The 22,300-nt window shown below is 57.8% G+C and carries 20 protein-coding genes; 7 read left to right on the forward strand and 13 right to left on the reverse strand.

The genetic code is table 11. From position 1 onward, the window contains the following. Positions 1–20 precede the first annotated feature (20 nt). From DSM3645_RS22755 to DSM3645_RS22765, 3 genes are read left to right on the forward strand one after another with little or no spacing between them, the layout of a single operon-like run. Entirely contained in the window at positions 21–1,082 is a 1,062-nt protein-coding gene (locus DSM3645_RS22755; protein ID WP_081445041.1) for an ABC transporter permease, read from the forward strand. 10 nt (positions 1,083–1,092) lie between these two features. Next, entirely contained in the window at positions 1,093–2,130 is a 1,038-nt protein-coding gene (locus DSM3645_RS22760; protein WP_002654958.1) for an ABC transporter ATP-binding protein, read from the forward strand. A gap of 8 nt (positions 2,131–2,138) precedes the next feature. Then, positions 2,139–3,155: an ABC transporter ATP-binding protein gene (locus DSM3645_RS22765; protein WP_040353241.1), complete on the forward strand. Its 1,017-nt coding sequence runs from the start codon at positions 2,139–2,141 to the stop codon at positions 3,153–3,155. A gap of 6 nt (positions 3,156–3,161) precedes the next feature. On the opposite strand, the gene DSM3645_RS22770 is transcribed toward DSM3645_RS22765, so the two are convergent. The 8 genes from DSM3645_RS22770 to DSM3645_RS22805 form a co-directional block, all read right to left on the reverse strand. Further along, positions 3,162–3,683 (reverse strand): hypothetical protein, encoded by a 522-nt coding sequence (locus DSM3645_RS22770; protein ID WP_002654960.1) that lies wholly within the window; start codon positions 3,681–3,683, stop codon positions 3,162–3,164. Between the two features lie 43 nt (positions 3,684–3,726). Then, positions 3,727–4,086: a hypothetical protein gene (locus DSM3645_RS22775; protein ID WP_002654961.1), complete on the reverse strand. Its 360-nt coding sequence runs from the start codon at positions 4,084–4,086 to the stop codon at positions 3,727–3,729. A gap of 1 nt (position 4,087) precedes the next feature. Further along, complete coding sequence (locus tag DSM3645_RS22780) at positions 4,088–5,413, reverse strand: M20 metallopeptidase family protein (protein WP_116344601.1); 1,326 nt, start codon at positions 5,411–5,413, stop codon at positions 4,088–4,090. A 169-nt stretch (positions 5,414–5,582) separates the two neighbouring features. Further along, a complete protein-coding gene (gene rdgB, locus DSM3645_RS22785) occupies positions 5,583–6,218 on the reverse strand; it encodes an RdgB/HAM1 family non-canonical purine NTP pyrophosphatase (RefSeq protein ID WP_040353242.1) in 636 nt (211 codons plus the stop codon). A gap of 149 nt (positions 6,219–6,367) precedes the next feature. Then, positions 6,368–7,474 carry a hypothetical protein gene (locus tag DSM3645_RS22790; protein WP_002654964.1) on the reverse strand — a complete coding sequence of 369 codons (1,107 nt, stop codon included), beginning with the start codon at positions 7,472–7,474 and terminating at the stop codon, positions 6,368–6,370. Positions 7,475–7,663: 189 nt separating this feature from the next. Further along, complete coding sequence (locus tag DSM3645_RS22795) at positions 7,664–8,599, reverse strand: chemotaxis protein (protein ID WP_002654965.1); 936 nt, start codon at positions 8,597–8,599, stop codon at positions 7,664–7,666. Positions 8,600–8,770: 171 nt separating this feature from the next. After that, complete coding sequence (gene mtaB, locus DSM3645_RS22800; protein ID WP_040353243.1) at positions 8,771–10,057, reverse strand: tRNA (N(6)-L-threonylcarbamoyladenosine(37)-C(2))-methylthiotransferase MtaB; 1,287 nt, start codon at positions 10,055–10,057, stop codon at positions 8,771–8,773. An 82-nt stretch (positions 10,058–10,139) separates the two neighbouring features. Next, a complete protein-coding gene (locus DSM3645_RS22805) occupies positions 10,140–10,493 on the reverse strand; it encodes an ATP-dependent Clp protease adaptor ClpS (RefSeq protein ID WP_002654967.1) in 354 nt (117 codons plus the stop codon). A gap of 182 nt (positions 10,494–10,675) precedes the next feature. Here DSM3645_RS22805 and DSM3645_RS22810 point away from each other — a divergent pair, with 182 nt between their 5' ends. The 3 genes from DSM3645_RS22810 (at position 10,676) to ppdK (ending at position 16,267) form a co-directional block, all read left to right on the forward strand. Beyond that, a complete protein-coding gene (locus DSM3645_RS22810; RefSeq protein ID WP_002654968.1) occupies positions 10,676–12,055 on the forward strand; it encodes a dipeptidase in 1,380 nt (459 codons plus the stop codon). A gap of 22 nt (positions 12,056–12,077) precedes the next feature. Next, a complete protein-coding gene (gene serS, locus DSM3645_RS22815; RefSeq protein WP_002654969.1) occupies positions 12,078–13,358 on the forward strand; it encodes a serine--tRNA ligase in 1,281 nt (426 codons plus the stop codon). A gap of 227 nt (positions 13,359–13,585) precedes the next feature. Further along, on the forward strand, positions 13,586–16,267 hold the full coding sequence (gene ppdK, locus DSM3645_RS22820) for a pyruvate, phosphate dikinase (protein WP_002654970.1): 2,682 nt from the start codon (positions 13,586–13,588) through the stop codon (positions 16,265–16,267). A gap of 171 nt (positions 16,268–16,438) precedes the next feature. Here the strand turns inward: ppdK and lpxA are convergent, their stop codons facing one another. Then, complete coding sequence (gene lpxA, locus DSM3645_RS22825) at positions 16,439–17,317, reverse strand: acyl-ACP--UDP-N-acetylglucosamine O-acyltransferase (protein ID WP_002654972.1); 879 nt, start codon at positions 17,315–17,317, stop codon at positions 16,439–16,441. Between the two features lie 199 nt (positions 17,318–17,516). After that, positions 17,517–18,107: a DUF4339 domain-containing protein gene (locus DSM3645_RS22830; RefSeq protein WP_002654973.1), complete on the reverse strand. Its 591-nt coding sequence runs from the start codon at positions 18,105–18,107 to the stop codon at positions 17,517–17,519. A 164-nt stretch (positions 18,108–18,271) separates the two neighbouring features. Here DSM3645_RS22830 and DSM3645_RS22835 point away from each other — a divergent pair, with 164 nt between their 5' ends. Next, positions 18,272–18,604: a tetratricopeptide repeat protein gene (locus DSM3645_RS22835; protein WP_002654974.1), complete on the forward strand. Its 333-nt coding sequence runs from the start codon at positions 18,272–18,274 to the stop codon at positions 18,602–18,604. Positions 18,605–18,638: 34 nt separating this feature from the next. On the opposite strand, the gene DSM3645_RS22840 is transcribed toward DSM3645_RS22835, so the two are convergent. From DSM3645_RS22840 to DSM3645_RS22850, 3 genes are all read right to left on the reverse strand, one after another. Further along, positions 18,639–19,520, reverse strand: coding sequence for an RAD55 family ATPase (locus DSM3645_RS22840; RefSeq protein WP_002654975.1), 882 nt, complete (start codon positions 19,518–19,520; stop codon positions 18,639–18,641). Between the two features lie 913 nt (positions 19,521–20,433). After that, positions 20,434–21,573, reverse strand: a complete 1,140-nt coding sequence (locus DSM3645_RS22845; protein WP_040352949.1) for a cysteine desulfurase family protein — start codon at positions 21,571–21,573, stop codon at positions 20,434–20,436. Between the two features lie 381 nt (positions 21,574–21,954). Next, on the reverse strand, positions 21,955–22,245 hold the full coding sequence (locus DSM3645_RS22850) for a hypothetical protein (protein WP_002654979.1): 291 nt from the start codon (positions 22,243–22,245) through the stop codon (positions 21,955–21,957). Between the last annotated feature and the right edge of the window lie 55 nt (positions 22,246–22,300).

Here is a 22,300-nt window from a genome sequence, read left to right on the forward strand (position 1 = left end):
CGCTGGATCGCTATCGCGACATGCTGCGCGACGCCGACGCGATCCAGGGCGTTTCGCTCTGGCAAGACGCCTGGCGTCGTCTCCGTCGCAACTGGGTCGCGATGGGATCGTTGACCTTCTTGATCTTGCTAAGCGTCGCGGCCGTTTTGACGCCGATCTTTCCGCTGCAATCTCCGGTCGAACAGCATCTGCGCGATCGGTCGTTCGCCGCTCCCAATCGACAATCGGTCCAACTAGGATTGTCCGGCCTGGACGAAGAACAGCGAAGTATCGCGATCAAGACGCTGTGGAATGATCCTAGCGCCTTTGATGAAGCTTTGATTCGCACGCGTTTGGCGATTTTCGGCGATTGGGCGGTTCCCAGCTTGTGCGGCTCCGACCATCTCGGCCGCGACATGCTCTCGCGACTTTTCTGGGGAGCGCGCGTGTCGCTAATCGTCGGCGTGGTCGCGACCTTCGTTTCGCTAATCATCGGCGTCAGCTACGGCGCGATCTCCGGATTCGCCGGCGGACACATCGACGACGCGATGATGCGGGTGGTCGACATCCTCTATTCGATTCCGTTCATCTTCATCGTCATCTTTGTGGTCATGGTGATCAGCGAGCCGACGATCAAAGGACCGCTGGAGAGTTTCGGCATCAATCGTCTGGTCGCGTTTTACTTTCTGATCGGCGCGATTTATTGGCTGACGATGGCCCGCGTCGTCCGGGGTCAAATCATCAGCTTGAAGAACGAACAATTTGTGGACGCCGCTCGCACGATCGGCGCCGACTCGGCCCGTATCGTCTTCGTTCACTTGGTGCCCAACGTCCTGGGCGTGGTGATCGTGTACCTTACGCTGACGATTCCGTCGGTGATGCTCTTCGAAGCGTTCCTCTCGTTCCTCGGCATCGGCGTCGAAGAACCGAACGTCTCGTGGGGGCTGCTCGCCAACGAAGGGCTGAAAGTGATCACGCCGATTCGAATCTATTGGTGGTTGATCGTCTTCCCCGCGCTCGCGCTGGCGTCGACGCTCTACTCGCTCAACTTTCTCGGGGACGGTCTTCGTGACGCTCTCGATCCTCGCATGAAGAATCGTTAAGGATCCTCGCATGTCGTCCCCCAGCACCAGCCACGAAACGCTGCTCCGCGTCGAAGATCTCCGCGTCGAATTTCATACCGACGACGGCCTGGTCACCGCCGTACGGGGAGTCGATTGGGAATTGCGCGCCGGCGAAACCTTGGGCGTGGTTGGCGAATCAGGCTCGGGCAAGTCGGTCACCGCACTGGCGCTGATGGGGTTGATTCCGCAACCGCCTGGCAAGATTGTCTCGGGCCGCGCCATGTATCGCGGCCAAGATTTGCTGAAGATGCCGTCCCGGGCGCTCTCCGACATCCGAGGCAATCGCATCGCGATGATCTTTCAAGATCCAATGACGGCGCTCAATCCGTTTCTGACGGTCGAAGATCAACTGACCGAGGTAACGCGTCGGCATATGGGACTGTCGGCTCGCGAAGCGACCGCCCATGCGATTGATATGCTCGAAAAAGTCGGCATTCCCTCGGCCAGCAAACGCGTTTTTGAATACCCGCATCAGTTCTCAGGCGGGATGCGTCAGCGGGTGATGATCGCGATGGCGCTCTCTTGCAAGCCGGACATCTTGATCGCGGACGAACCGACCACGGCGCTCGACGTGACGATTCAAGCGCAGATATTAGAGTTAATGAAAGAGCTGCAAGAGCAGGAAGGGACCGCGATTTTGATGATCACGCATGACCTGGGCGTGATCGCCAACATCGCGCATCGCGTGCAAGTGATGTACGCCGGCCGTGTCGTCGAGAAGGCGACGGTCGACGAACTGTTCGCCAACCCGCGGCATCCTTACACGCTGGGCTTGCTGGAATCGGCGCCGCGCGTCGACAAGCTGGAAGCCGAGCTTCGCCCGATCCCGGGTCAACCGCCCGATCTTTCGAAGTTGCCGGGAGGTTGCTCGTTCCGTCCGCGCTGTCCCTTCAGCATCGCCGACTGCAGCAGGATCGACCCGCCGCTTGTGAAATCGAACTCCGACGGCAGTTACGCCTGTCTGGTCAACATTGATGAAGCCCCGCGACATGACGCGACGTCGCAAATCAGCGAGGAACTCTCGTGACGCTGGAAATGAAAGAAGAGATCGTCCCCGCGGTGGCCGCGACGCGTCCGCTGCTCGAAGTGCGCGACATGAAGGTGCACTTCCCCTTTCGTCGCGGCGGTTGGTTCACCGGCGAATCGGGGTTTGTGCGCGCGGTCGATGGAATCAGCTTCACGCTCGGCGAAGGGGAAACGCTTGGCCTGGTCGGTGAATCAGGCTGCGGGAAATCGACCACCGCCAAAGCGATTCTCAATCTGACCCCGCCCACCTCCGGCGAAGTTTACATCGACGGACACCGAATCGACGGCCTGACCGGCAGCGCGATGCGCCCCTATCGCCGCGATGTGCAGATGATTTTCCAGGATCCGTTCGCATCGCTCAATCCGCGCATGACGGTCGGTTCGACCATCGGCGAGCCGATCAAGATTTACCGTCTAGCGCGCGGCGTTGATCGCAAGCTGGAAGTGATGCGGCTGATGGAACTGGTCGGACTCAATCCGCGCTACATCAATCGCTACCCGCACGAGTTTTCTGGAGGACAACGCCAACGAATCGGCATCGCGCGGGCTTTGGCGGTTCGCCCACGGCTGATTTTGTGCGACGAGCCGGTCTCGGCGCTCGACGTTTCGATCCAAGCGCAAGTCGTGAATCTGCTGATGGACCTCCAGCAGAAGCTGGGCCTTTCGTATCTGTTTATCGCGCATGACCTGTCGGTCGTCCGGCATATCTCGACCCGCGTCGGCGTGATGTACCTGGGGCGCATCGTCGAGATGGCGCCGGCCGAAGCGTTGTACGAGTCGCCGCAGCATCCTTACACCCAAGCGCTGCTCTCGGCGATTCCGGTCCCTGATCCGGCGCTAGAGCGGACGCGGCGCCGAGTCGTTTTGCAGGGTGAAGTTCCGTCGCCCGATAAAGAGTACCCAGGCTGTCCGTTCGCCGATCGCTGCCCGATTGTCGACGACTCCCTCTGTCGCGACCATCCGCCGATGCTCGCCGGATCGGCGCACAAAGCTGCGTGCTTTAAGGCCGACACGAGTTCGCTCTAAGCGCGGCTAAGTTCGCGAAGTCGGTACCGGCGGTGCGCCGATCGAATCGGCGCTGTCGTCATGACGCAGAATCGACGAACCGCCGCCGGCGCGGCGAATCTGCAGATAGAACTCGATGATTTCCCGAATCTCATCGACCTGACCAGGCCCCGAGATATAGACGTTGCTCAACTCGGCGGCCGCCGAAGCGTCGGACGTGAGATAGATCACCACTCCTTTGCGCTGCAGCTGACAGCTTTCGACATTGCGCCACTGAATGCGGCGTTGGCCCCACAGATTCCTCTGCACGATTCCGCGCGGACCGATCTCAAACATCGCCGGCAGCCACATGCGCCAGGACGTTAGCAACAGCAGCAACGTGCAAAGCAGTCCCAGCGACGTGCTATGCGACGCGTAATAGGCGATCAGCCCCACCGCAGCAAATGCGACGGCCATCGCGCCTGTCTCCCAGGGAGACTGCACCAGCGGCCAATGCCGCACAAGCAGTTCTGGTTGACGCGTTTCGTTTTGCCGACTGGACGGACTCATGCATTCATTCTAATTCGAGACAGGCGCTCATGTGTAGGCGTTCCTACGACCGGGAGTCGCCAAAATGGGTCGAGGTTCGCATCGCTCCGGAGATCATCCAAACCGTCACCCAATACAGCAGCGTAACTATCAGCAAAACGAAGGCCAGCAATACGTAATAATGATCTCTTAGCAGAACAAAAGTGGGCGGTTCGGTGCTTTTGGGCACCGTACGAGCTACTGGCGATCCCCCCTCTTCCATCTGGATCTGCACATGATGCCGAAACTCGCTCCATTGCTCTCGGCTGTCCGCCGTATCCAGTTCCACTAAAGCCCAACTTCGCGCCGAACCGATCGCGGTGACTACCGCTGCGACCAGCAAAAAATAGCCGCCGATCATCAAGCCTATTCGCAATTTTTGCATTCTAATTGCGCTGATCTGCGGCAGCCGGCGCCTGAAGCAAGTCGAGCGCACCTGCAATCATCGCCCGCAGTCCTGTATTTAAGGTTGGCTTGATGTCCGGATAATATTTCGGCGAATGGAGCGAAGGAGGAGATTGCCCCAATTCGGCGAATCGGTCGAGCCGCTTCTGCTCTACCGACCCTAACTGAAACATCAAGATGGGGACGCCCGCCAAACCATAGCGGCCAAAGTCCTCTCCCCCCATCGAAGGCTCGCTCGGGACGACCTGCTCCTCTCCCAAGGTATCACGAAAGACCGACACCATCTGTTTCGCCAAATCCTGGTCGTTAAACAGGCTGGGCGTTCCTTCCGAGTAGTGGATCGTCGGCTCAGGCGCGTTGTAGGCTTGGGCGATTGCGTTCGCGCGGCGCGTAATCGCTTCCCGCAGCTGTGCACGCACTTTTTCACCATAGCTGCGAACGGTCAACTTCAAATCGCAGCGATCGCTGATCACATTGTGCTTGGCGCCGCCATGAATAGCGCCAACCGTAATCACGGCCGGATCCACCGGTTTGATTTCGCGACTGACAATCGTCTGCAGCGACATCACCAGCTCAGCGGCCTGTACGATGGGGTCGATGGTCGCTTGGGGATAAGCGCCATGTCCGCCGCGGCCGTGCACCGTAATATCGACGCTGTCGACGTTCGCCATCGCGTACCCAGCCCGATAGCCGATCGTGCCGGACGGCAATGTCGCCGAGACATGCAGCGCCAAAGCCTGATCCGGCTTCGGAAATCGTTCTAACAAACCAGCTTCGAGCATTGCTTTCGCGCCGGCGCCTCGCTCCTCGGCAGGCTGGCAGATCAAGACTAGCGTTCCTTCCCACAGGTCGCGGTGGGTCGCCATGAACCAGGCGACGCCGATCTGGTTGGTCATGTGAACGTCGTGACCGCAGGCATGCATCACGCCGGTCTGGATTCCGTCTTTGGTGGTGATCTCTTCCTGCGACGCATAAACCAACTCGGTTTGTTCGGTCACCGGCAGACCATCCATATCGGCTCGGATCATCAACGTCGGGCCAGCGCCGTTTTTGAGCACCGCCACGACGCCGTGTCCCCCTACGTCGGTCGTCACCTCATAGCCGGAATCGCGCAGTAGATCGGCCAGCTTTTTCGAGGTGACCGCTTCTTCGTACGAAACCTCCGGGTGCGCATGGAGATCTTTGTAGATTTCCAGCAAAGCCGGCAGCTTCTCTTCGATCCACGCGTCAATCGTTTCGCATTGGGCCTGCGCCGGAATCGAGACCGCAATCCAAAATGCCAGCAGGGCTGGAATGATTTGTCGCATCGTCACGATCTGGCTCCGCAAAGAAATTCGTCGAAAATTGTCCAAATGCTATTGCAATGATTATAACTGCTTTGCTAATCTACGGAGGTCATCTAACGGTCTACATTTCATAAAGAGCGAGTCGACGTCATCCCAACGGCTCGCTCATTTTTTTTCTTGGCCGCCTATCCTACGGGGACTCGCGGCCCCACTTCCCTGAGATCTGCAGTTGCCGCAATTGGGGCAACAAGCGGCGAGAAGCTCTCGCTCGGTGACTCAGCATCGCTTTGACCGCGCCCCCCATCTCTCCAAACGTCCGCCGATATTCGATCAGCTCGAAGAGCGGGTCGTAGCCAAATCCGCCGGTTCCACGCTCTTGGCGGACAATCCGGCCGCAGCAAACGCCCTCGCTGGCCGCCATGATCTCGCCGCTGGGAGAAGCAAGCCGCATACAACAAACGTAGTGCGCCGTGCGTCTGGCGTCCTGCACTCCGGCCAACTTTTCTAGCAGCAGCCGGTTGTTGGACTCATCGGTCGCTTCCAGTCCCGAAAATCGGGCGGAGTAGATCCCCGGCTCGCCGGCCAGCGCATCGACGCAAAGTCCGCTATCTTCGGCCAGCACCCACATGCCGAGATGGATGGCTTGCTCGGTCGCTTTCTTTTCGGCGTTGCCGGCAAACGAATCGGCGTCTTCCTCGACTTCGATGGCCCGCGGCGTTTGGGCGAGGGTTCGCAATTCGATCCCCAAAGGCGCAAGCAGCTTGGCCATCTCGGCGCCCTTCTTTTTGTTGTGCGTCCCGAGCACCAACTCTCGTTTTTCCGGCATCTCGCCCTCGCTCCCAAAGTCCACCCACTGCACTCAATTTAGCAAGCCGGCCGTCGCGACCATACGGGGGCGTGGGAAAAGAAAAAGACTTCTCATCGCAGGATGAGAAGTCTTCGTTTGGTTCTTCGATCGCAATGCGAACAGCGAAGCTATTTCAGAAAATTCCACTTCGCGTACTCGCCGCCAACGCTGCGCTTCGGCACCGTGACCGGCACCGGCTGCACGTCAAACGGGACGCCGTCGATCGTCTTCGGCTTGAAGTTGGCTGTGCCGGGTTCGGGAGTCGCGCGGAAGTCGTTGATAATTCGATTGATCTGCGGATTGATTTCCATTTTTCCGTCCGCACGTTCGGAGCCGACCGATTCAAACGAGCCGACGGTGACCATGCTTTCCGAGCGATCATGAAAGACGTAAGCCGGAACTCCTTGCTTGCGCAAGCGAGCGGTCAAGCGTTCCGCTTTTTCGGCGGCGTCCGCCAATCGTGTGCGGCTAAGGTCATTCTTCTTTTCAATCTCGGCGATCCGCTTGGCGTCAACTTCGGTCGCTCCGGAAAATGTCGCGACGCGAACGCTGTACTTCCCTTCGCAATCGAGCAGGCTGTTCACGACCCCGTTGTTGATCTTCAAGATCAGCGGGTCGATCCCCTTCGGCGCGAAGTATTCATCCGGAAGCAGCGGATTGCGTGAGACGAAAGCGTGCCCCATGGGGCCTTTCTCTTTCTTCTCTTTGTCGGTGACCGCTTCCCGAATTTTGCGACGGAGATATTTGATCGGGTCATTTTGCGTGGTTTGCGTCTCGCCGGTCATGCACTGCGGCTTGGCGTCTTTCAGTTTTTCGAGCGTCTTTTTCAAGCCATCGTCGTCGACCGTTTCAAAGTTGCCGACCAACACGGCGATGCTGGTGTATTTGCCTTCGTCGGCGTATCGCATCGTCTTGCGCTCGCCATACTGGTTGAAGCCCAAGCCTTGCACCTTTTCGGTGAAGTCATAAGCCTGCTCAAAGACGTAGGCTTCCATATCGAAGTCCTTACGCAGCTCCATCACCAGGTTATGAGCGTCTTGCGCCGCGCCGGGACCACTGAACGAGGTCGCCATGATCATCCAGGGACCATTCGTGTCGGTCAGTTGATACGGCTGATTGACATCGGCTTCGACGCTCTTGAACGGGATCAAGCGAGCCCAAGGAGGAGCCGCAAGCGCTGCTGCGCTGGCCGCCAAAAAGAGAATCGCCGCCAAATTGATCTGTAGGTTTCGCATCCTTGCTCTCAAGTTCGCACGGACGTAAAGATTGTCGCGACCTACAAAGGCCGCGCGACCGGGGCGAACAGTAGCAAATGCGCCCCGACAAGAGCAAGCCGAATCTTGAGCTGATTTTTAGCGAAAAGAAGAGCAATGGCGACGCGATCAAATTGCTAGCAGTCGAGGATCGCCCAAACGCTTACAGCGTTAACAGATCCCGGCCGCTTCGCGGATCTTCACGACCAACTCGTCATACCGCGGCTTGGCGACCTGGCACGAGACGCCCACCTGTTTTCCCTTCTTTTCATTGTCGCGCGACACGAGCGACGAAAAGATGACAATCGGCAGTTCGGCCAACACCTGATGACTACGGATCTGTTTCGCCAAGCTAAAACCATCCATCCGCGGCATTTCGACATCGGTCACCACGACGCTGACAGCCGATCGAATCGTCGATGTGTCGTGCTGGGTCGCCAGTTGACGCAGATAGTGCAACGCGTCTTCTCCATCGGTAAATCCACGCAGGTTAGAGAAGCCTGCCGCATACAACGAATCCTGGATCATCTCCGAGATCATCCGCGAATCTTCGGCGAAGATGATCGGACAATTGGCGGCGCTGATGTGCTCCACATGACTTTGTTGGTTCGACTCGGCCAGGCCGAAATGCCCGATGCCGTTGCCGATTGATTCAAAATCAAGAATCTGAATCAGTCGCCCATCCAACAAGATAATGCTAGTGACGGGAGGATTCATGCCGGTCACTTCCGGCAGCGGCTTGGTCGACGCCCAACTAACGCGATAGATCCGCTGAATGCTTTGCACGCGAAACGCAAGCTGTTGCGAATTGAATTCGAGCAACAACAAATAGTCTTTGCCGCTGCTTGTCCGCGAGAACTCTTCGTCGCCATACAGAAAGCGCGCCAGATTCACCAGCGTCACGACTTCGTTACGAATCTGCGCCAAGCCTTCGATCGCCGGATGTCCGTGCGGAATCGACGTCACTTCGCCGATTTCCAGCACTTCCTTCACTTTGGCGACATTCACGCCAAAGTTTTGATCTCCAACTTGAAAGACGAGAATTTCCGCTTCGTTGGTGCCTGCTTCCAACAGAATGCCGGCTTCTTTTGATACTGCAGTCGCCACTTGGTCGCCTCGCTTCGGAATGCCTTCGGTGCAGGGTGCACATTTCTCTTCTCTATTTCATCGGCGATTAGCGAGCGGCGCGGCAGAAAACGCTAGCATCGAGCAAATGGAACGATCGTAAGGTTTGCGCCTTCGCTACAACCGTTCTGTTGCTCTTGAGCAAAACCCGAATCAGGTCAGAGTCGCGATCAAATGATCCGCCTGGGCCGACTTCACAAGAACTCGTCGGAGATTTCCAACATCACCGGCCGCCCCTTCAAACGTGACCGGCGCATAGCGGCACGCGGTTCCCCGCACGAGGGCGCGGCCAGACTCGTCAGTCTCGGACGATTCGCCCAAGACTTCCAGTTGCCGCCCGACGAGCGAATCAAAATAGATTTGTCGAGACGCCGCTTCGACGTCCGCCAGACGACGGCGGCGATCCGATTTCACGTCGCCGGGAATGTGATCCGGCATTTCCGCCGCAGGCGTTCCCTTGCGTGGACTAAACGGGAAGATATGAATCTTCGAGAACCCCACTTCTCGCGACACCGCACAGGTCTCTTCGAACTCGGCTTCGGTCTCGCCGGGGAAGCCGACGATGATGTCGGTCGAGATCGCCGGCTGATCCAGACTGGTCTGCAGCAACTTGCAGCGATCGACAAATCGTTGCGCTCCCCAGCGACGACGCATCCGCCGTAACACTGAGTCCGACCCGCTTTGCATCGAGATATGCAAGTGAGGGCAAACGCGATCGGGAAACTCTCCCATTACCTCGATCAGCTCGCGGGTCACCTCGGTCGCTTCGATACTGCTCATCCGAATACGAAAGTCGCCGTCCAGTCGCGCCAAACTTCGCACGAGATGCGCTAGACGCATCCATTCCGCTTTTGACTTGCCCCGATTTTGATCGACGCCGTAGTGCCCCAGATGAATTCCGGTCAGGACGATCTCACGAAAGCCGTTGTCGGCCAGACGAGCGACTTCGGCGATGATCTCTTCGCTAGAGCGGCTGTACATCTCCGGACGAACTGTCGGAATGATGCAAAACGTGCAGCGCAGCAGACATCCATCCTGCACCTTCACAAAGGCGCGATGGCGGTCGCCGAAAGTCGAGAGCCCCGTGGGAACGTCGATCACGCCAAAGCGACCCAATAAATCGGGAATTTCCCGCTTGTTCTCCACCACTTCGACGACATTTGGCAACACGGCCAGCTCTGCTGGAGCCCGGGTCGCGTAGCATCCCATGACGACAATTCGTGCGTCGGGATTGTCGCGCGCCAGTCGGCGAATGACCTGACGACTTTTCGAGTCCCCTTCGTTGGTGACTGTGCAAGTGTTCACGATACAGAGATCGGCCGGCTCTTCGGTAATCGCATCTCGATAGCCGGCGGTCACCAGACCTTCGCGGACAAGTTCTGTTTCGTACTGGTTGACTTTGCAGCCCAGCGTGACCGTTTTCAGTGCTTTTTCAGTCATCATCGCCAACAAAATAACCGATCCCGCGCAGTGCGCGGATCGGTTCGGGTGAGATCGAATTGTTAAACAGGGAAGTTTGCGGCTATTCTATCGGTTCAATCGTCGCCGACATCGACCCTTTGGATCGGGCCATCAGCTCATCCTTGCCGTAAGCGTGGATCTGGTCCCGCTTTAGCTCGGCATGTTCGCGCGTCGTGGTCAAACAGATCGCTCGACCGGCCGCGTCCACCGTTTCGGCGATTTTGAAGCCCGCTTCGACCGGATGCCCGAACAGATCACGCATCATCAGAATGACGTAATCGTACGTATGGTCGTCATCGTTCCACAAAATCACGTTATAACGTGGCTGCTTTTTCCGTTTGGTATCATTTTTCGGTTTTGATTTAACCGTTGTCGCTTCCCAAGGTTCAGCGACGGCTGATTCGTTGTTCCCCATGCTTTCCGTCCAAAGGTTCCAGGCGAAACCGCGTAAACTTCACTCCTCCAACAGGTTCCCGCTGCGGGGTGTGGCATACTCGTAGCTGCGGCCTGCCATTATATTGTACCGCTGCCGTTTGCGGGAACTAATTTTTCGGTCTGTTCAAGGACCGCCCATCTTTCAATTCACTCTGAGTATTCATGTCTGAACTACAGACGTTTCTAACCGAAAATCGGTCCAAGTTTGAAGCCGATCTTTGCGAACTGCTCAAAATTCCCAGCGTCAGCACCGACAGCCGTTATAAAGCGGACGTTCGTGACGCCGCTGCATGGATGCATCGGCAGTTTGACCAGCTTGGCTTTGAAACGAAAATTTTTGAAACGCCAGGGCACCCCATCGTCTATGCCGAGAGCCCGGCTGTTCCGGGAGCTCCCGTCGCGCTGGTCTACGGACACTACGACGTGCAGCCGCCGGAACCTTTGGAAGAATGGAAGAGCCCTCCGTTTGAACCGACCATTCGCGACGGCAATATCTATGCTCGCGGCGCTACCGACGACAAAGGGCAGATGCTGACGCATGTGAAAAGCGTCGAAGCCTGGATCAAATCGGTCGGCAAGCTCCCGCTTCAGGTCAAATTTCTGATCGAAGGGGAAGAAGAGATCGGCAGCGAACACCTGACGCCGTTCATCAAAGAAAATGATGACCTGCTCGAGTGCGACGTCGTCGTCATCAGCGACAACAGCCAGTTTGGTCCCGGCCAGCCGGCGATCACCTATGGCTTGAAGGGAATCGCTTACTACGAACTGAAATTGTTCGGCCCCAAACAAGACCTACATAGCGGCACGTTTGGCGGCGCGGTCACCAATCCGGCCAACACGCTCAGCAAGATGCTCGCGTCGCTGATTGACGAGAAAGGCAAAATCCAAGTCCCCGGCTTTTATGACGATGTCGATCCGCTGACCGACGAAGAACGAAATCAGTTTGGCTCGCTCGACTTTAGCGATGCTGACTTCATGCGCTCGATCGGCGTCGAAGGTCTGACCGGCGAATCAGGATATTCGACGCTCGAACGCCGCTGGACCCGACCGACGTTTGACATCAACGGCATCACGTCAGGCTACCAAGGAGAAGGCGCCAAGACGGTTCTTCCCGCCAAAGCGTCCGCGAAATTCAGTTTTCGCCTGGTCCCGCATCAAGATCCGGCCCAGTTGTCCGAATCGCTCAAAACGCATCTTGAAGCGCTCGTGCCTCCCGGGATTCGGATGGAACTGACCGATTTCCACGGCGCACCGGGCTTTGTCGTGCCGTTGGACAGTCCCTACATGTCGGCCGCCGCGACGGCGATCGAAAAAGGCTTTGGCCGTCCGCCGGTCTTTATTCGCGAAGGGGGCTCGATTCCGATCGTGACCAGCTTTGTCGAACAACTGGGTGTCGACGTCCTGCTGCTTGGCTGGGGACTGAACGACGACAACACGCACAGCCCGAACGAGAAATTCTGTCTGGCCGACTTTCATCGCGGCATCAAGGCCAGCGCCGCACTTTGGCACACGCTGAGCAAAATCACCCCGAACCAAGCCTAACTTTCCCCGATCTGTCTATATCATGCTCGACCGTAAGTTCGTACTCGACAACGTCGATCTCGTCCAAGAAAACTGCCGACTCCGCGGCGTTGACGCCGACGTAGCCAAAGTGGCTGCGCTCGAAACGGCGCGTCGCCAGAAGCAGCAAGAGACGGAAGATTTCAACCGTCGCGCCAACGAGACCAGCAAATTGATCGGCAAGGCCTCAGCCGAAGAACGACCACAGATCATCGAAGAAGGTCGCAAGCTGCGCGAAGAGAAAGACGCCGCCCAAAAGGAAGTCGATCGTCTCGACGCCGAGATCGTCGATCTGCTGCGGCTGATCCCCAATCTGACGCATCCAGCCGCTCCGATTGGCGCCGACGACCAGGCGAATCTTGAACTACGCCGCGGTAAGACCGAGCCCCGCAAGTTTGATTTCAAGGTTCTCGATCATGTCGAGTTGGGCGAAAATCTCGACCTGATCGACTTTGAGTCGGGCGCCCAAGTCGCCGGCGCCGGGTTCTACTTTTTGAAGAACGAAGCGGTGCTGCTAGAACTAGCCCTGCAGCGGTACGTTCTCGAAATTTTGATGAAAGAAGGCTTCACGCCGACGATCACGCCAGACCTGGCTCGGACCGAAATCTTGCACGGCGTCGGATTTATTCCGCGTGGTCCCGAGACCCAAATCTACAGCGTCGAGAATACCGACCTGAATCTGGTCGCGACGGCCGAGATCACCCTGGGCGGCATGAACGCCGGCAAAGTGCTGGAAGCGGAAGACTTGCCGAAGCTTTATTGCGGGATGAGCCACTGCTATCGAACCGAAGCCGGCTCGGCCGGTCGCGCCTCACGCGGGCTCTATCGGGTTCACCAATTCACCAAGGTCGAAATGTTCGCGTTTACGCTCCCCGACCAAAGCGACGCAACGCTCGATAAATTCTGTGATCTGGAATGCCAGATCTTCGATGGACTCGGCATTCCCTATCGCGTTGTCGACACGGCGACCGGAGATTTAGGGGGGCCCGCCTATCGTAAATTTGACCTGGAGGCCTGGATGCCGGGCCGCGGCGAAGCCGGCGAATGGGGCGAAGTGACCAGCACCTCGAACTGCACCGACTACCAAGCGCGACGACTCAACATTCGCTACAGAACCAAAGGGGAGAAGGGAACGCAGTTCGCCCACACCCTAAACGGCACCGCGATCGCGATCAGTCGCGGGATCATCGCCGTGCTCGAGAACTATCAACAGGCCGACGGGTCGATCGAGATCCCGGCGGTTTTGCGCTCGTTCATGGGCGTGGATAAGATCGCCGCGAAGTGAAAAAGAGGGCGTTTTCGGGCAAAAAACTGACGCAGGCACATCTCTTGTGTACTTGACGCTCGAAAGAAGCCTCCATTACATTGCTGGCTTTGTCTAGCTTGCAGATACCGATCTGTGGTAGGTGAATGCGCCGCTAACAGGCGTCGCCTTCCTCGTTCGCGACCATACAAAGCGGAATTTTCCCCACACACGCATCGTGCAACTCAACGTACAGAAGGTTTGAAAAGATGGCGAAAAAGAAGGCGGCTGCCAAAAGCGCGAAGATGGTCTACTACTTCGGTAAAACGAAGACCGAAGGCAAAGGGGTCAGCAAAGCGATTCTCGGCGGCAAAGGTTTGAACCTGGCCGGCATGACCAACATCGGCTTGCCGGTTCCGCCTGGATTCACCATCACCACCGAGGTGTGCGATCTCTACTACAAAGGTGGCGAAAAGCTGCCGAAGGCGATGCAAGAAGAAGTCGCCAAGAACATCGCGACGCTCGAAAAAGAGCTGAAAAAGAAGCTCGGCGATGACAAGAACCCGCTGCTCGTTTCGGTTCGCTCCGGCGCCGCCGTCTCGATGCCCGGCATGATGAACACGATTCTCAACCTGGGTCTGACCGACGCTTCGGTCGTCGGCCTGGCGAACGCGACCAACAACGAGCGTTTCGCCTACGACGCCTATCGCCGCTTGATCAACATGTTTGGCGACGTCGTGATGGGAATGGATCACCACGACTTTGAAGAAGCGTTCTCCAAAATCAAGATGAAGTACGGCGCCGCGCTCGACACCGATGTGCCGGCCCAAGGCATGATCGAACTGTGCGAAGCGTACAAAGCGGTCTACAAGAAGGCGACCGGCGAAGACTTCCCGCAGGATCCGCTGAAGCAGTTGGAACTGTCGATCGAAGCGGTCTTTAAGAGCTGGAACACCTCCCGCGCCGTTCGTTATCGTGAAGTCGAAAACATCCGCGGCCTGCTCGGCACCGCCGTCAACGTGCAGTCGATGGTTTACGGCAACATGGGCGATGACTCCGGCACCGGCGTCGCGTTCACCCGTAATCCGTCGAACGGCGAAAACAAGTTCTACGGCGAGTTCCTGATCAACGCCCAGGGCGAAGACGTCGTCGCCGGCATTCGTACTCCGCAGCCGGTCTCGGAGATGTCGAAGTGGAACCGCGCCGTCTACAAGCAACTGATCGAGATCAAAGATACGCTCGAAACGCACTACAAAGACGTGCAGGACATCGAGTTCACGATCGAACGCGGCGAGCTGTTCATGCTGCAAACGCGTAACGGTAAACGTACCGGCGCCGCCGCGGTGAAGATCGCCTGCGATATGGTCAAAGAAGGCCTGATCGACGAAATGACGGCCCTGGAACGCATCCCGGCCAATGACCTGACGCAACTGCTGCTCCCCAGCTTTGACGCGGCTGGCAAAGCGTCGGCGACGGTCCTGACGCGCGGCTTGCCCGCTTCGCCTGGCGCCGCGGTCGGTGCTTTGGCCTTCTCGGCGGAAGAAGCGGTCGAACGAACGCACGCCGGCGAAAAGGTGCTGTTGGTTCGTAAAGAAACCAGCCCTGAAGACATCGACGGCATGCACAGCGCCGCTGGTATTTTGACCAGCACCGGCGGTATGACCAGTCACGCGGCGGTGGTTGCTCGCGGTTGGGGACGTTGCTGCGTCGCCGGCGCCGGCGAAATCGAAATCGACGCCAAAGCGAAGAAGATCAAGGTCGGCGGCAAAACCTACGGCCCGAAAGACATTCTGTCGCTCGATGGTTCGACCGGCGAAGTAATGTTGGGCAGCGTTTCGACCAGCGAGCCGAAGCTCTCCGGCGACTTCTCGAAGGTCATGAAGTGGGCCGACGAGTACCGCACCCTCGGCATTCGCACCAACGCTGACACGCCGGCCGACTCGCAACGTGCCCGCGACTTTGGCGCCGAAGGGATCGGCCTCTGCCGCACCGAGCACATGTTCTTTGAAGACGAACGTATCGGCCTGATGCGAGAAATGATTCTCGCCGAAGACGAAGCGACGCGTCGCAAGGCGCTCGGCAAATTGCTGCCGTTCCAACGCAAAGACTTTGTCGGCATCTTCACCGCGATGAAGGGCCTGCCGGTCACCGTTCGTCTGCTCGATCCGCCGTTGCACGAATTCCTGCCGCACGACAAAAAGGCGCAAGCCGAGATCGCCAAGGAAATCGGCGTTTCGGCCGATAAGGTTCGGTCGCGGGTCGCACAGTTGCACGAATCGAACCCGATGCTCGGTCACCGCGGTTGTCGCTTGAGCGTCACCTATCCCGAAATCCTCGAGATGCAGGTGACCGCGATTGTCGAAGCGGCGATCGAATGCAAGAAGAAGCGGATCGACGCTCAGCCGGAAATCATGATCCCGCTGGTCGGAACCGCCGCCGAACTGAAGCTGCTTCGCGGCATGGCCGAAGCGACGATCGAAAAGGTCAAAGCCGACGCCAATTTCACCGGCGAACTGCCGATCTTGATCGGCACGATGATCGAGATTCCGCGTGCCGCGTTGACCGCGGATGAAGTCGCCGAACATGCCGAGTTCTTCAGCTTTGGCACCAACGACTTGACGCAGATGACCTTCGGCTTCAGCCGTGACGACATCAACACGTTCCTGCCGGATTACCTCCACCGAGAACTGTTGCCGGTTGACCCGTTCCAATCGCTCGACACTTCCGGCGTCGGCCAGTTGGTTGAAATGGGCGTCACCAAGGGTCGCTCGACCAGCAAGAAACTGAAGGTCGGCATCTGCGGCGAACACGGCGGCGATCCGGCGTCGATCGACTTCTGCCATCGCGTGGGACTCGACTACGTCAGCTGCTCGCCGTTCCGCGTGCCGATCGCCCGCCTGGCGGCCGCACAAGCTGCGATCCGCAACGGCGGCAAGAAAAAGAAGAAGTAAGTCAAACGCGGCCCTAGGCCGTTTTGATCGGATCCATCGAAGAGGCCGTGAGCAAATTGCTCGCGGCCTTTTTTTTTGCGTTCTGGCCGCCAAGAGACAAAAAAACGCTGGCCAGGAGCGTGGCCAGCGTCTTGTAACACTCAGCAGCAAGCAAGTTGGCGCCGACGGATTCTAACCAGCCTGGCGAACTTTGACGTTTTCGTTTTGATCGGTTTGATCCCCCGGCATCACGCGCAGCTTGACCGGATCGTTGATCGGGCGTTGATGGCCGCGGCTGCGAGCTTGGATGAAGCCTCGCTTGCTGGGCGCCAGGAACGTATGAAAATGCTCGGCGGCGCGACCGGCGAATTCCATCCGAATTCGCTCGAGCGACTCGCCGTTGGTTAGGTTCGAGCGGTACAAGATGCGGTACGCTTTTTTCAATTCGCGAATCGCTTCGGCGTCGAAACCGTTTCGTTTTAGACCGACCAAATTCAGACCGACGACCAGGCTCGAACAGCCGTCGACCGTGACGTAAGGGGGAACGTCTTGCACGACGTGCGCTTGTCCGCCCACCATGGCGAAACGACCGACGCGGCAAAACTGGTGGATCGCGACGGCGCCAGAGACATAAGCGCGATCTTCGATGACCACGTGCCCGGCGACGAGCGAGTTGTTCGTGAGGATGACGTTGTTGCCGATGATGCTATCGTGGCCGATGTGGGCCTGAACCATCAGCAAGCAGTCGTTGCCGACCGTCGTCGTTTCGCCGGCATTCAAGGCGCGGTGGATCGTGACAAACTCGCGAATTTGATTGCGATCACCGATCACCAAGCGGCCTGACAGCTCCGGAGCACGAATGTGCTGGGCGGCGCCCCCAATGACAGCATGATCACAGATGCGATTGTCGCAGCCGACGATCGAGCCCGATTTGATGGTGACAAAAGACTCCAGTCGACAGCGATCTCCTACCTCCACGCCGGCTTCGATGACGCAAAATGGTCCGATTTGAACATCAGCGCCCAGACGTGCCTGGGGTGATACGACCGCGGTCGGGTGGATCTCTGTCACAGCAAATCCTTTTGCTGATGGAAGTTGTATTGCCCTGGGCTGCGGCTCGTGATAGCAATCCTTGCCAACGGAGCCGAAGCTTATTCACTTCCCCGGTATATCGACGAACTGGAGGCGAGAGAATCGCGCAAAACGTCCTAACCCGCGAAATCTCCTCGGTTTTACCCCGAAAGGCGTGCCCGCGTGAAGACCAAAAAGATCAGCCCAGCAGCAAGCCCAACAGAATCAGCCCCCCTAATATCAAGAGCGGCAAGCCGTTGGCGATCACTCCCACAATCGCCCAGCCCTTGCCAGATTCCGGCAATAAAACGCCGATCCCTCCCAAAAGCAACCCCGCTAGCATGATGACAAAGTTAAAACAAATGCTGAGCCCAATGGCGAACAAAACGGCCTCCGGCGGTTCTCCGCCGCCTTGTTCTTCTTGGATCACCATAAAGACCACATAGCCAAAAAATCCAAGCAAAAGCAGCCACGATAGGATGCCTAGGCCGCACGAGATCATCCCCAGCCATCTCGGCGCGGCGGATCCGCTGTCATCGGTGACGTGGAGCTCCGCTTGCGGTGAAGCGTAGGGAGAAGGCTCCGCCGCTAAATCCCGAAAATCTCCATACTGATCGCCGCTTCCGCCGCGGAACAACCGCTGTAGTTCTGGGAAGTCACCGGCGCGGCGCCAATCGTCGGTTCCTTCCAACCGGATTGGCGTCGATTCCGAGATCGGCTGCGATTCGAGTTGAAAGAGAGAAAAGGGGCCGCGCTCTTCGCCGCCGATCTGGAGGAAATACTCGCTCATTTTACGCGTTGCCGATCCAAACAGGTTTGCTCTAACTCCTTGCTGCGAAACGCCAATGTACTGAAGTTCACCGTGGGTTGCACGCCTGGGATTTCGCCGGAAATCACGTATAATTCGGAGAAGTGGACCCAATCGTCGATTCCAACCCCGCCAGAGCATTCCCTATGTCGACCGCAAAAGAACTCTACAAAGCCGGCGAGAGCCTCAATGAAGCTGGCAAGTTGGACGAAGCCGCTGCGCAATACCAAGCAGCGCTTGCCGTCGATCCAACGCATGTCCTCTCTCACATGGCGCTCTCCATCGTTTATCAAAAGTTGGACAAACACGCTGCGGCGGTCGAACACGCCGAGAAGGTCTGCGAACTGGAGCCGACCGATCCGTTCAACTTCACCGCCCTGTCGGTGACCTACCAACGCGCCTTCGAGGGAACTCGCGACCCGATGTTCATCCAAAAAGCGGAAGAAGCCAAATATCGCGCCGACATGGCTCGCGGTTAATATCGCCCTCTCCCAAAAGACCGGCTCCAGCGAGCTACCCTTCAAAATGCAGACCGGCGTCGTCGATCGTGTACGGAACAATTTCGTCGGTCACGGCGCTGCCGCGGTGCTTGGGGACGTACATCGCTCGGCGTAGTTTTCGCCCATCCATAAACTTGCCCAGATAGATGATCGTGTTCGCGCCCGAGAGGATGTCTCCTTCGTCGAGCGGACGCGAGATCAAGTCATCGAGCATCGCTTCTTTCGAGGTCTGCAACAGCATGCAGCAGACCTGCGCCGGATCGTACGCTTGACGTTCCGCTTCGGCGGCATGCTCGCGAAACTTCTGGCGAAACAGGTCTCTGGCGACCCACATCGGATCCTTTCGCAAGATCTGGTGATAGACGTACTCAAACAGATTGAACTGAATCGATTCGCTCGGCGTGTCGACCGGTTCGATCCCATCAATCACCACGCGCCGTGAACCGCGACATAGATTGCCGTAGAGAAAGCCGATCGTCGTCGCCAGTTTCACGTTCAACTCGCCTTGCCACTCGTGCCAAGCGTCCCAGTCGAGATCCCGTTTGGTGACCCGCTTGCCGGCATAGTCAAAGACATGCAGAAAGTTGCCGTAGTCGGCCTCCGCGGCAAAAAAGTCGTCGAGATTCGGCTTGGCCTGCGAGTCGCATCGCGTCAGCTTCCAGTCGACCATCCGCTGCGCATAAGCGGCGTGATTCTGCGAATCGCCGCGTGAACTCATGTCAAAGAAGACGCCGCTGTTCCCCTCCGTTTTGACGCCGGCATGCGCGAAATGGACGCCGAGCTGCGTCTTCCCAATTCCGGTCGCGCCGACCACCACCGTCAGCGTGCCCGGGACGAGCCCACCCCCTAAAAGTTCATCCAGTCCCGGTGCGCCGGTCGTTTGTCGCTGCATCATTCGCTTTCCTAGGAAAGGGCCGTGTGAGAGTTTGCTCCGATTCTCAACAGGCGCCCCAAGAGCGTCAATCGCCCCGCGACGAATGTCCCATTTGGATCGGACCGGACCGCGGCAATTTTTTTCGAGCCATTGCCCCCAACAGCCCGAGCGTTAATTTGGGGAATATAGCCGCAGCCGCGCTGTCTGCTGCCCCAATGAGACCGGATCGCCCTGTTTTCTCGTGCGAAAGGTTGGACTGGACCGGATCGCCCTGTTTTCTCGTTCGCAAGGTTGGACTGGACCGGATCGCCCTGTTTTCTCGTGCGAAAGGTTGGACTGGACCGGATCGCCCTGCTTTCTCGTGCGAAAGGTTGGACTGGACCGGATCGCCCTGCTTTCTCGTGCGAAAGGTTGGACTGGACCGGATCGCCCTGTTTTCTCGTGCGAAAGGTTGGACTGGACCGGATCGCCCTGTTTTCTCGTTCGCAAGGTTGGACAGGACCGGACCGATCTTTTTTTGGGGAGCCCGGCGATCGGGTCATTCGACCTGCTGGTTTCGATATGGGCCCAACTAGCCGGACTGCCAACGTCTGTTGGAGTAGGGCGCATGCGCCGACGACTGCTCGTCCCCGAGTCAGATGGGTGCAGGAGGAACTTCCCTATCTTCTCGCCGCGTGGCAATCGACCACGAATCCGTGCGCATTGTCAACGGGCAATTTTCCGCGACCCGAGAGCGCTGTTCAGCAAGCGAACCCAACAGTCGCCTTTCGCTCCGTCGAAAGCAGCGTATTGCTGCAGCGCCGGCAACCGATTTCGAACCAAGTGAAGACTAGAAAGCGTCACCATATCGACATCAGCCGCACAGCGTTCGCCTAATTTTTTTTTGGGGGGGGGAGAAACCAGGGCGAAAGTTCTCTTCTTCGCAGCGGCAAGCCTACCGCACCAGATTCGACCAGGCCGAGACCAGCAGATCGGCCGCTTCTTCGATCTCTTCTTCTGACGTGTACCAGCCGACGCTAAAGCGAATCGTTCCGGCCGCCGCGTCGTCGCCCAGGCCGATCGCGGTCAGCGTCGGTGAATTTCCGGCGGGACCCGTATGCATGGATGCGGTCGTGTACGCACAAATTGAATCGGCCTGTCGCAAGAGCCGCGCTGCGTTAACGCCGGGAAACTGGACCGAGATCGTATTGGGCAGGCGTTCTGCTTTGGCGCCGGGAATCTCCAAGCGATCGGAAATGCCGGCGCTAAGGCGATCCTGCAGCATGTCGCGCAGTTTGGCTTGCACGCCGGCCGAATCATCCAGGCAACGACGAACCAAATCTGCTGCGGCGCCCATGCCGATCAGCGCGGCGACATTCTCTTGTCCGCTGCGCAGTCCGCGTTCTTGACCTTCGCCATGCAAGAGCGGCGCGAGCGGCGTGCCGTTGCGAATATAAAGCGCGGCGGCGCCTTTAGGACCGTAGAACTTGTGGGCCGAAAGACTGAGCAGATCGACTCCTAATTCCTGAACTTGCACCCGTATCTTGCCGCAAGCCTGGACGGCGTCGGCATGCAGCAGCACGCCGCGACTGCGGCAAAGGTCGGCAATCTGTCGCAGCGGCTGAATCACGCCGATTTCGTGATTGGCCAGCGTCACGCAAACCAGGCGCGTCTCGGGGCGAATTGCATTTTCGACCTCTTCCGGATCGACGACCCCATTTTTGTCGCAGCGAACGTAGGTCAGTTCGACTCCCAATTGCTTGAGAAACCGCGCGGTCTCGGTAACCGCCGCATGCTCGAGCGCCGAGATAACCAAATGCCCGCCGATGTCGGCCGGATTACGAAAGAACGTCCCCTGGATCGCCAGGTTAATGCTTTCGGTTCCGCTGGAGGTGAAGACAATTTCTTCGTTGGTTGCGCCAATCAAATTGGCGATCTGGCCCCGCGCGTCTTCCAATGTCTCTTCGACAATCCGCGACGGCGGATATTCAAAATCAGGCGTCGAAAAATACTCCGCCAAGAACGGCAGCATCGCCTCTTGCACGCTGGGAGCAATCGGAGTGGTCGTGTTATGGTCGAGGTAAATTCGCCGCATGAGAAGTTTTCTTTCTTCGTCGCCGAAGCGCGTTTTTTGAAGTTGCGTTATTTCCCTGGTTGGCCGCGATAGCTCCGCTATCGGGGCGGCGCAGCCGTAAGAGGCATTGGTTCCCCGTAAGCAGTTCAGCGGCTTTTCGTCATTTCCAACGGTATAGCGATCACCGAAGTAAGTCCGACCGCGGCTCGACGCCTCCTACCGACTTCGTCGGCCCCGATAGCGGAGCTATCCGGGCCAACCCAGAATCCGTTCGGCCAAATAGCGCAACCTCAAAACTGGCGCAGCGGGCTAGTGTTCCGTTTTTCTAATTGCTTGCGTCTCTGCTTTACCGTCCTGCATCCGTGCCCTTGCCGTGTTCCATTCTTCTTTGTCTGCAAAACGTTAAATCTTGGGCAACGAGCCGCTGAAGCCAAATTCGTTGAACATCTTGGTCGGCACGACGGCCGTGATTTTCAAACAAGCGATCGACTCAAAGGGGACAAAAACTTGCCGCCCCCCCATCGCGTCGGGCGCGGGTCGCTGCAGCAACATGATTTCGTCATCAAATACAAATCCGGTAAATGGGATCTGTTCGTTCAGCGTGGTGACGACCAGTCCTTGCTGCGGCATTTTCTCGGGCCATGCCTTTAAGAGCCTTAGCCAGCGGTTTTCTGTTCCGATTTCTCCCGTCATAGCGATTTTCCTTGCCAGCTGTGTGGTGTCCTCGGCCGCTTACCCCCCAAAACAG

It is taken from the genome of Blastopirellula marina DSM 3645, from assembly GCF_000153105.1.
GTDB lineage: Bacteria > Planctomycetota > Planctomycetia > Pirellulales > Pirellulaceae > Blastopirellula > Blastopirellula marina.

Excerpts from the sequence above, each read along its gene's own strand:
- DSM3645_RS22755 (WP_081445041.1), top strand. The coding sequence starts at position 21 with ATGCTGCGCGACGCCGACGCGATCCAGGGCGTTTCGCTCTGGCAAGAC.
- DSM3645_RS22760 (WP_002654958.1), top strand. The coding sequence starts at position 1,093 with ATGTCGTCCCCCAGCACCAGCCACGAAACGCTGCTCCGCGTCGAAGAT.
- DSM3645_RS22765 (WP_040353241.1), top strand. The coding sequence starts at position 2,139 with ATGAAAGAAGAGATCGTCCCCGCGGTGGCCGCGACGCGTCCGCTGCTC.
- DSM3645_RS22770 (WP_002654960.1), bottom strand. The coding sequence starts at position 3,683 with ATGAGTCCGTCCAGTCGGCAAAACGAAACGCGTCAACCAGAACTGCTT.
- DSM3645_RS22775 (WP_002654961.1), bottom strand. The coding sequence starts at position 4,086 with ATGCAAAAATTGCGAATAGGCTTGATGATCGGCGGCTATTTTTTGCTG.
- DSM3645_RS22780 (WP_116344601.1), bottom strand. The coding sequence starts at position 5,413 with ATGCGACAAATCATTCCAGCCCTGCTGGCATTTTGGATTGCGGTCTCG.
- rdgB (WP_040353242.1), bottom strand. The coding sequence starts at position 6,218 with ATGCCGGAAAAACGAGAGTTGGTGCTCGGGACGCACAACAAAAAGAAG.
- DSM3645_RS22790 (WP_002654964.1), bottom strand. The coding sequence starts at position 7,474 with ATGCGAAACCTACAGATCAATTTGGCGGCGATTCTCTTTTTGGCGGCC.
- mtaB (WP_040353243.1), bottom strand. The coding sequence starts at position 10,057 with ATGACTGAAAAAGCACTGAAAACGGTCACGCTGGGCTGCAAAGTCAAC.
- DSM3645_RS22805 (WP_002654967.1), bottom strand. The coding sequence starts at position 10,493 with ATGGGGAACAACGAATCAGCCGTCGCTGAACCTTGGGAAGCGACAACG.
- DSM3645_RS22810 (WP_002654968.1), top strand. The coding sequence starts at position 10,676 with ATGTCTGAACTACAGACGTTTCTAACCGAAAATCGGTCCAAGTTTGAA.
- serS (WP_002654969.1), top strand. The coding sequence starts at position 12,078 with ATGCTCGACCGTAAGTTCGTACTCGACAACGTCGATCTCGTCCAAGAA.
- ppdK (WP_002654970.1), top strand. The coding sequence starts at position 13,586 with ATGGCGAAAAAGAAGGCGGCTGCCAAAAGCGCGAAGATGGTCTACTAC.
- DSM3645_RS22830 (WP_002654973.1), bottom strand. The coding sequence starts at position 18,107 with ATGAGCGAGTATTTCCTCCAGATCGGCGGCGAAGAGCGCGGCCCCTTT.
- DSM3645_RS22835 (WP_002654974.1), top strand. The coding sequence starts at position 18,272 with ATGTCGACCGCAAAAGAACTCTACAAAGCCGGCGAGAGCCTCAATGAA.
- DSM3645_RS22840 (WP_002654975.1), bottom strand. The coding sequence starts at position 19,520 with ATGATGCAGCGACAAACGACCGGCGCACCGGGACTGGATGAACTTTTA.
- DSM3645_RS22845 (WP_040352949.1), bottom strand. The coding sequence starts at position 21,573 with ATGCGGCGAATTTACCTCGACCATAACACGACCACTCCGATTGCTCCC.
- DSM3645_RS22850 (WP_002654979.1), bottom strand. The coding sequence starts at position 22,245 with ATGACGGGAGAAATCGGAACAGAAAACCGCTGGCTAAGGCTCTTAAAG.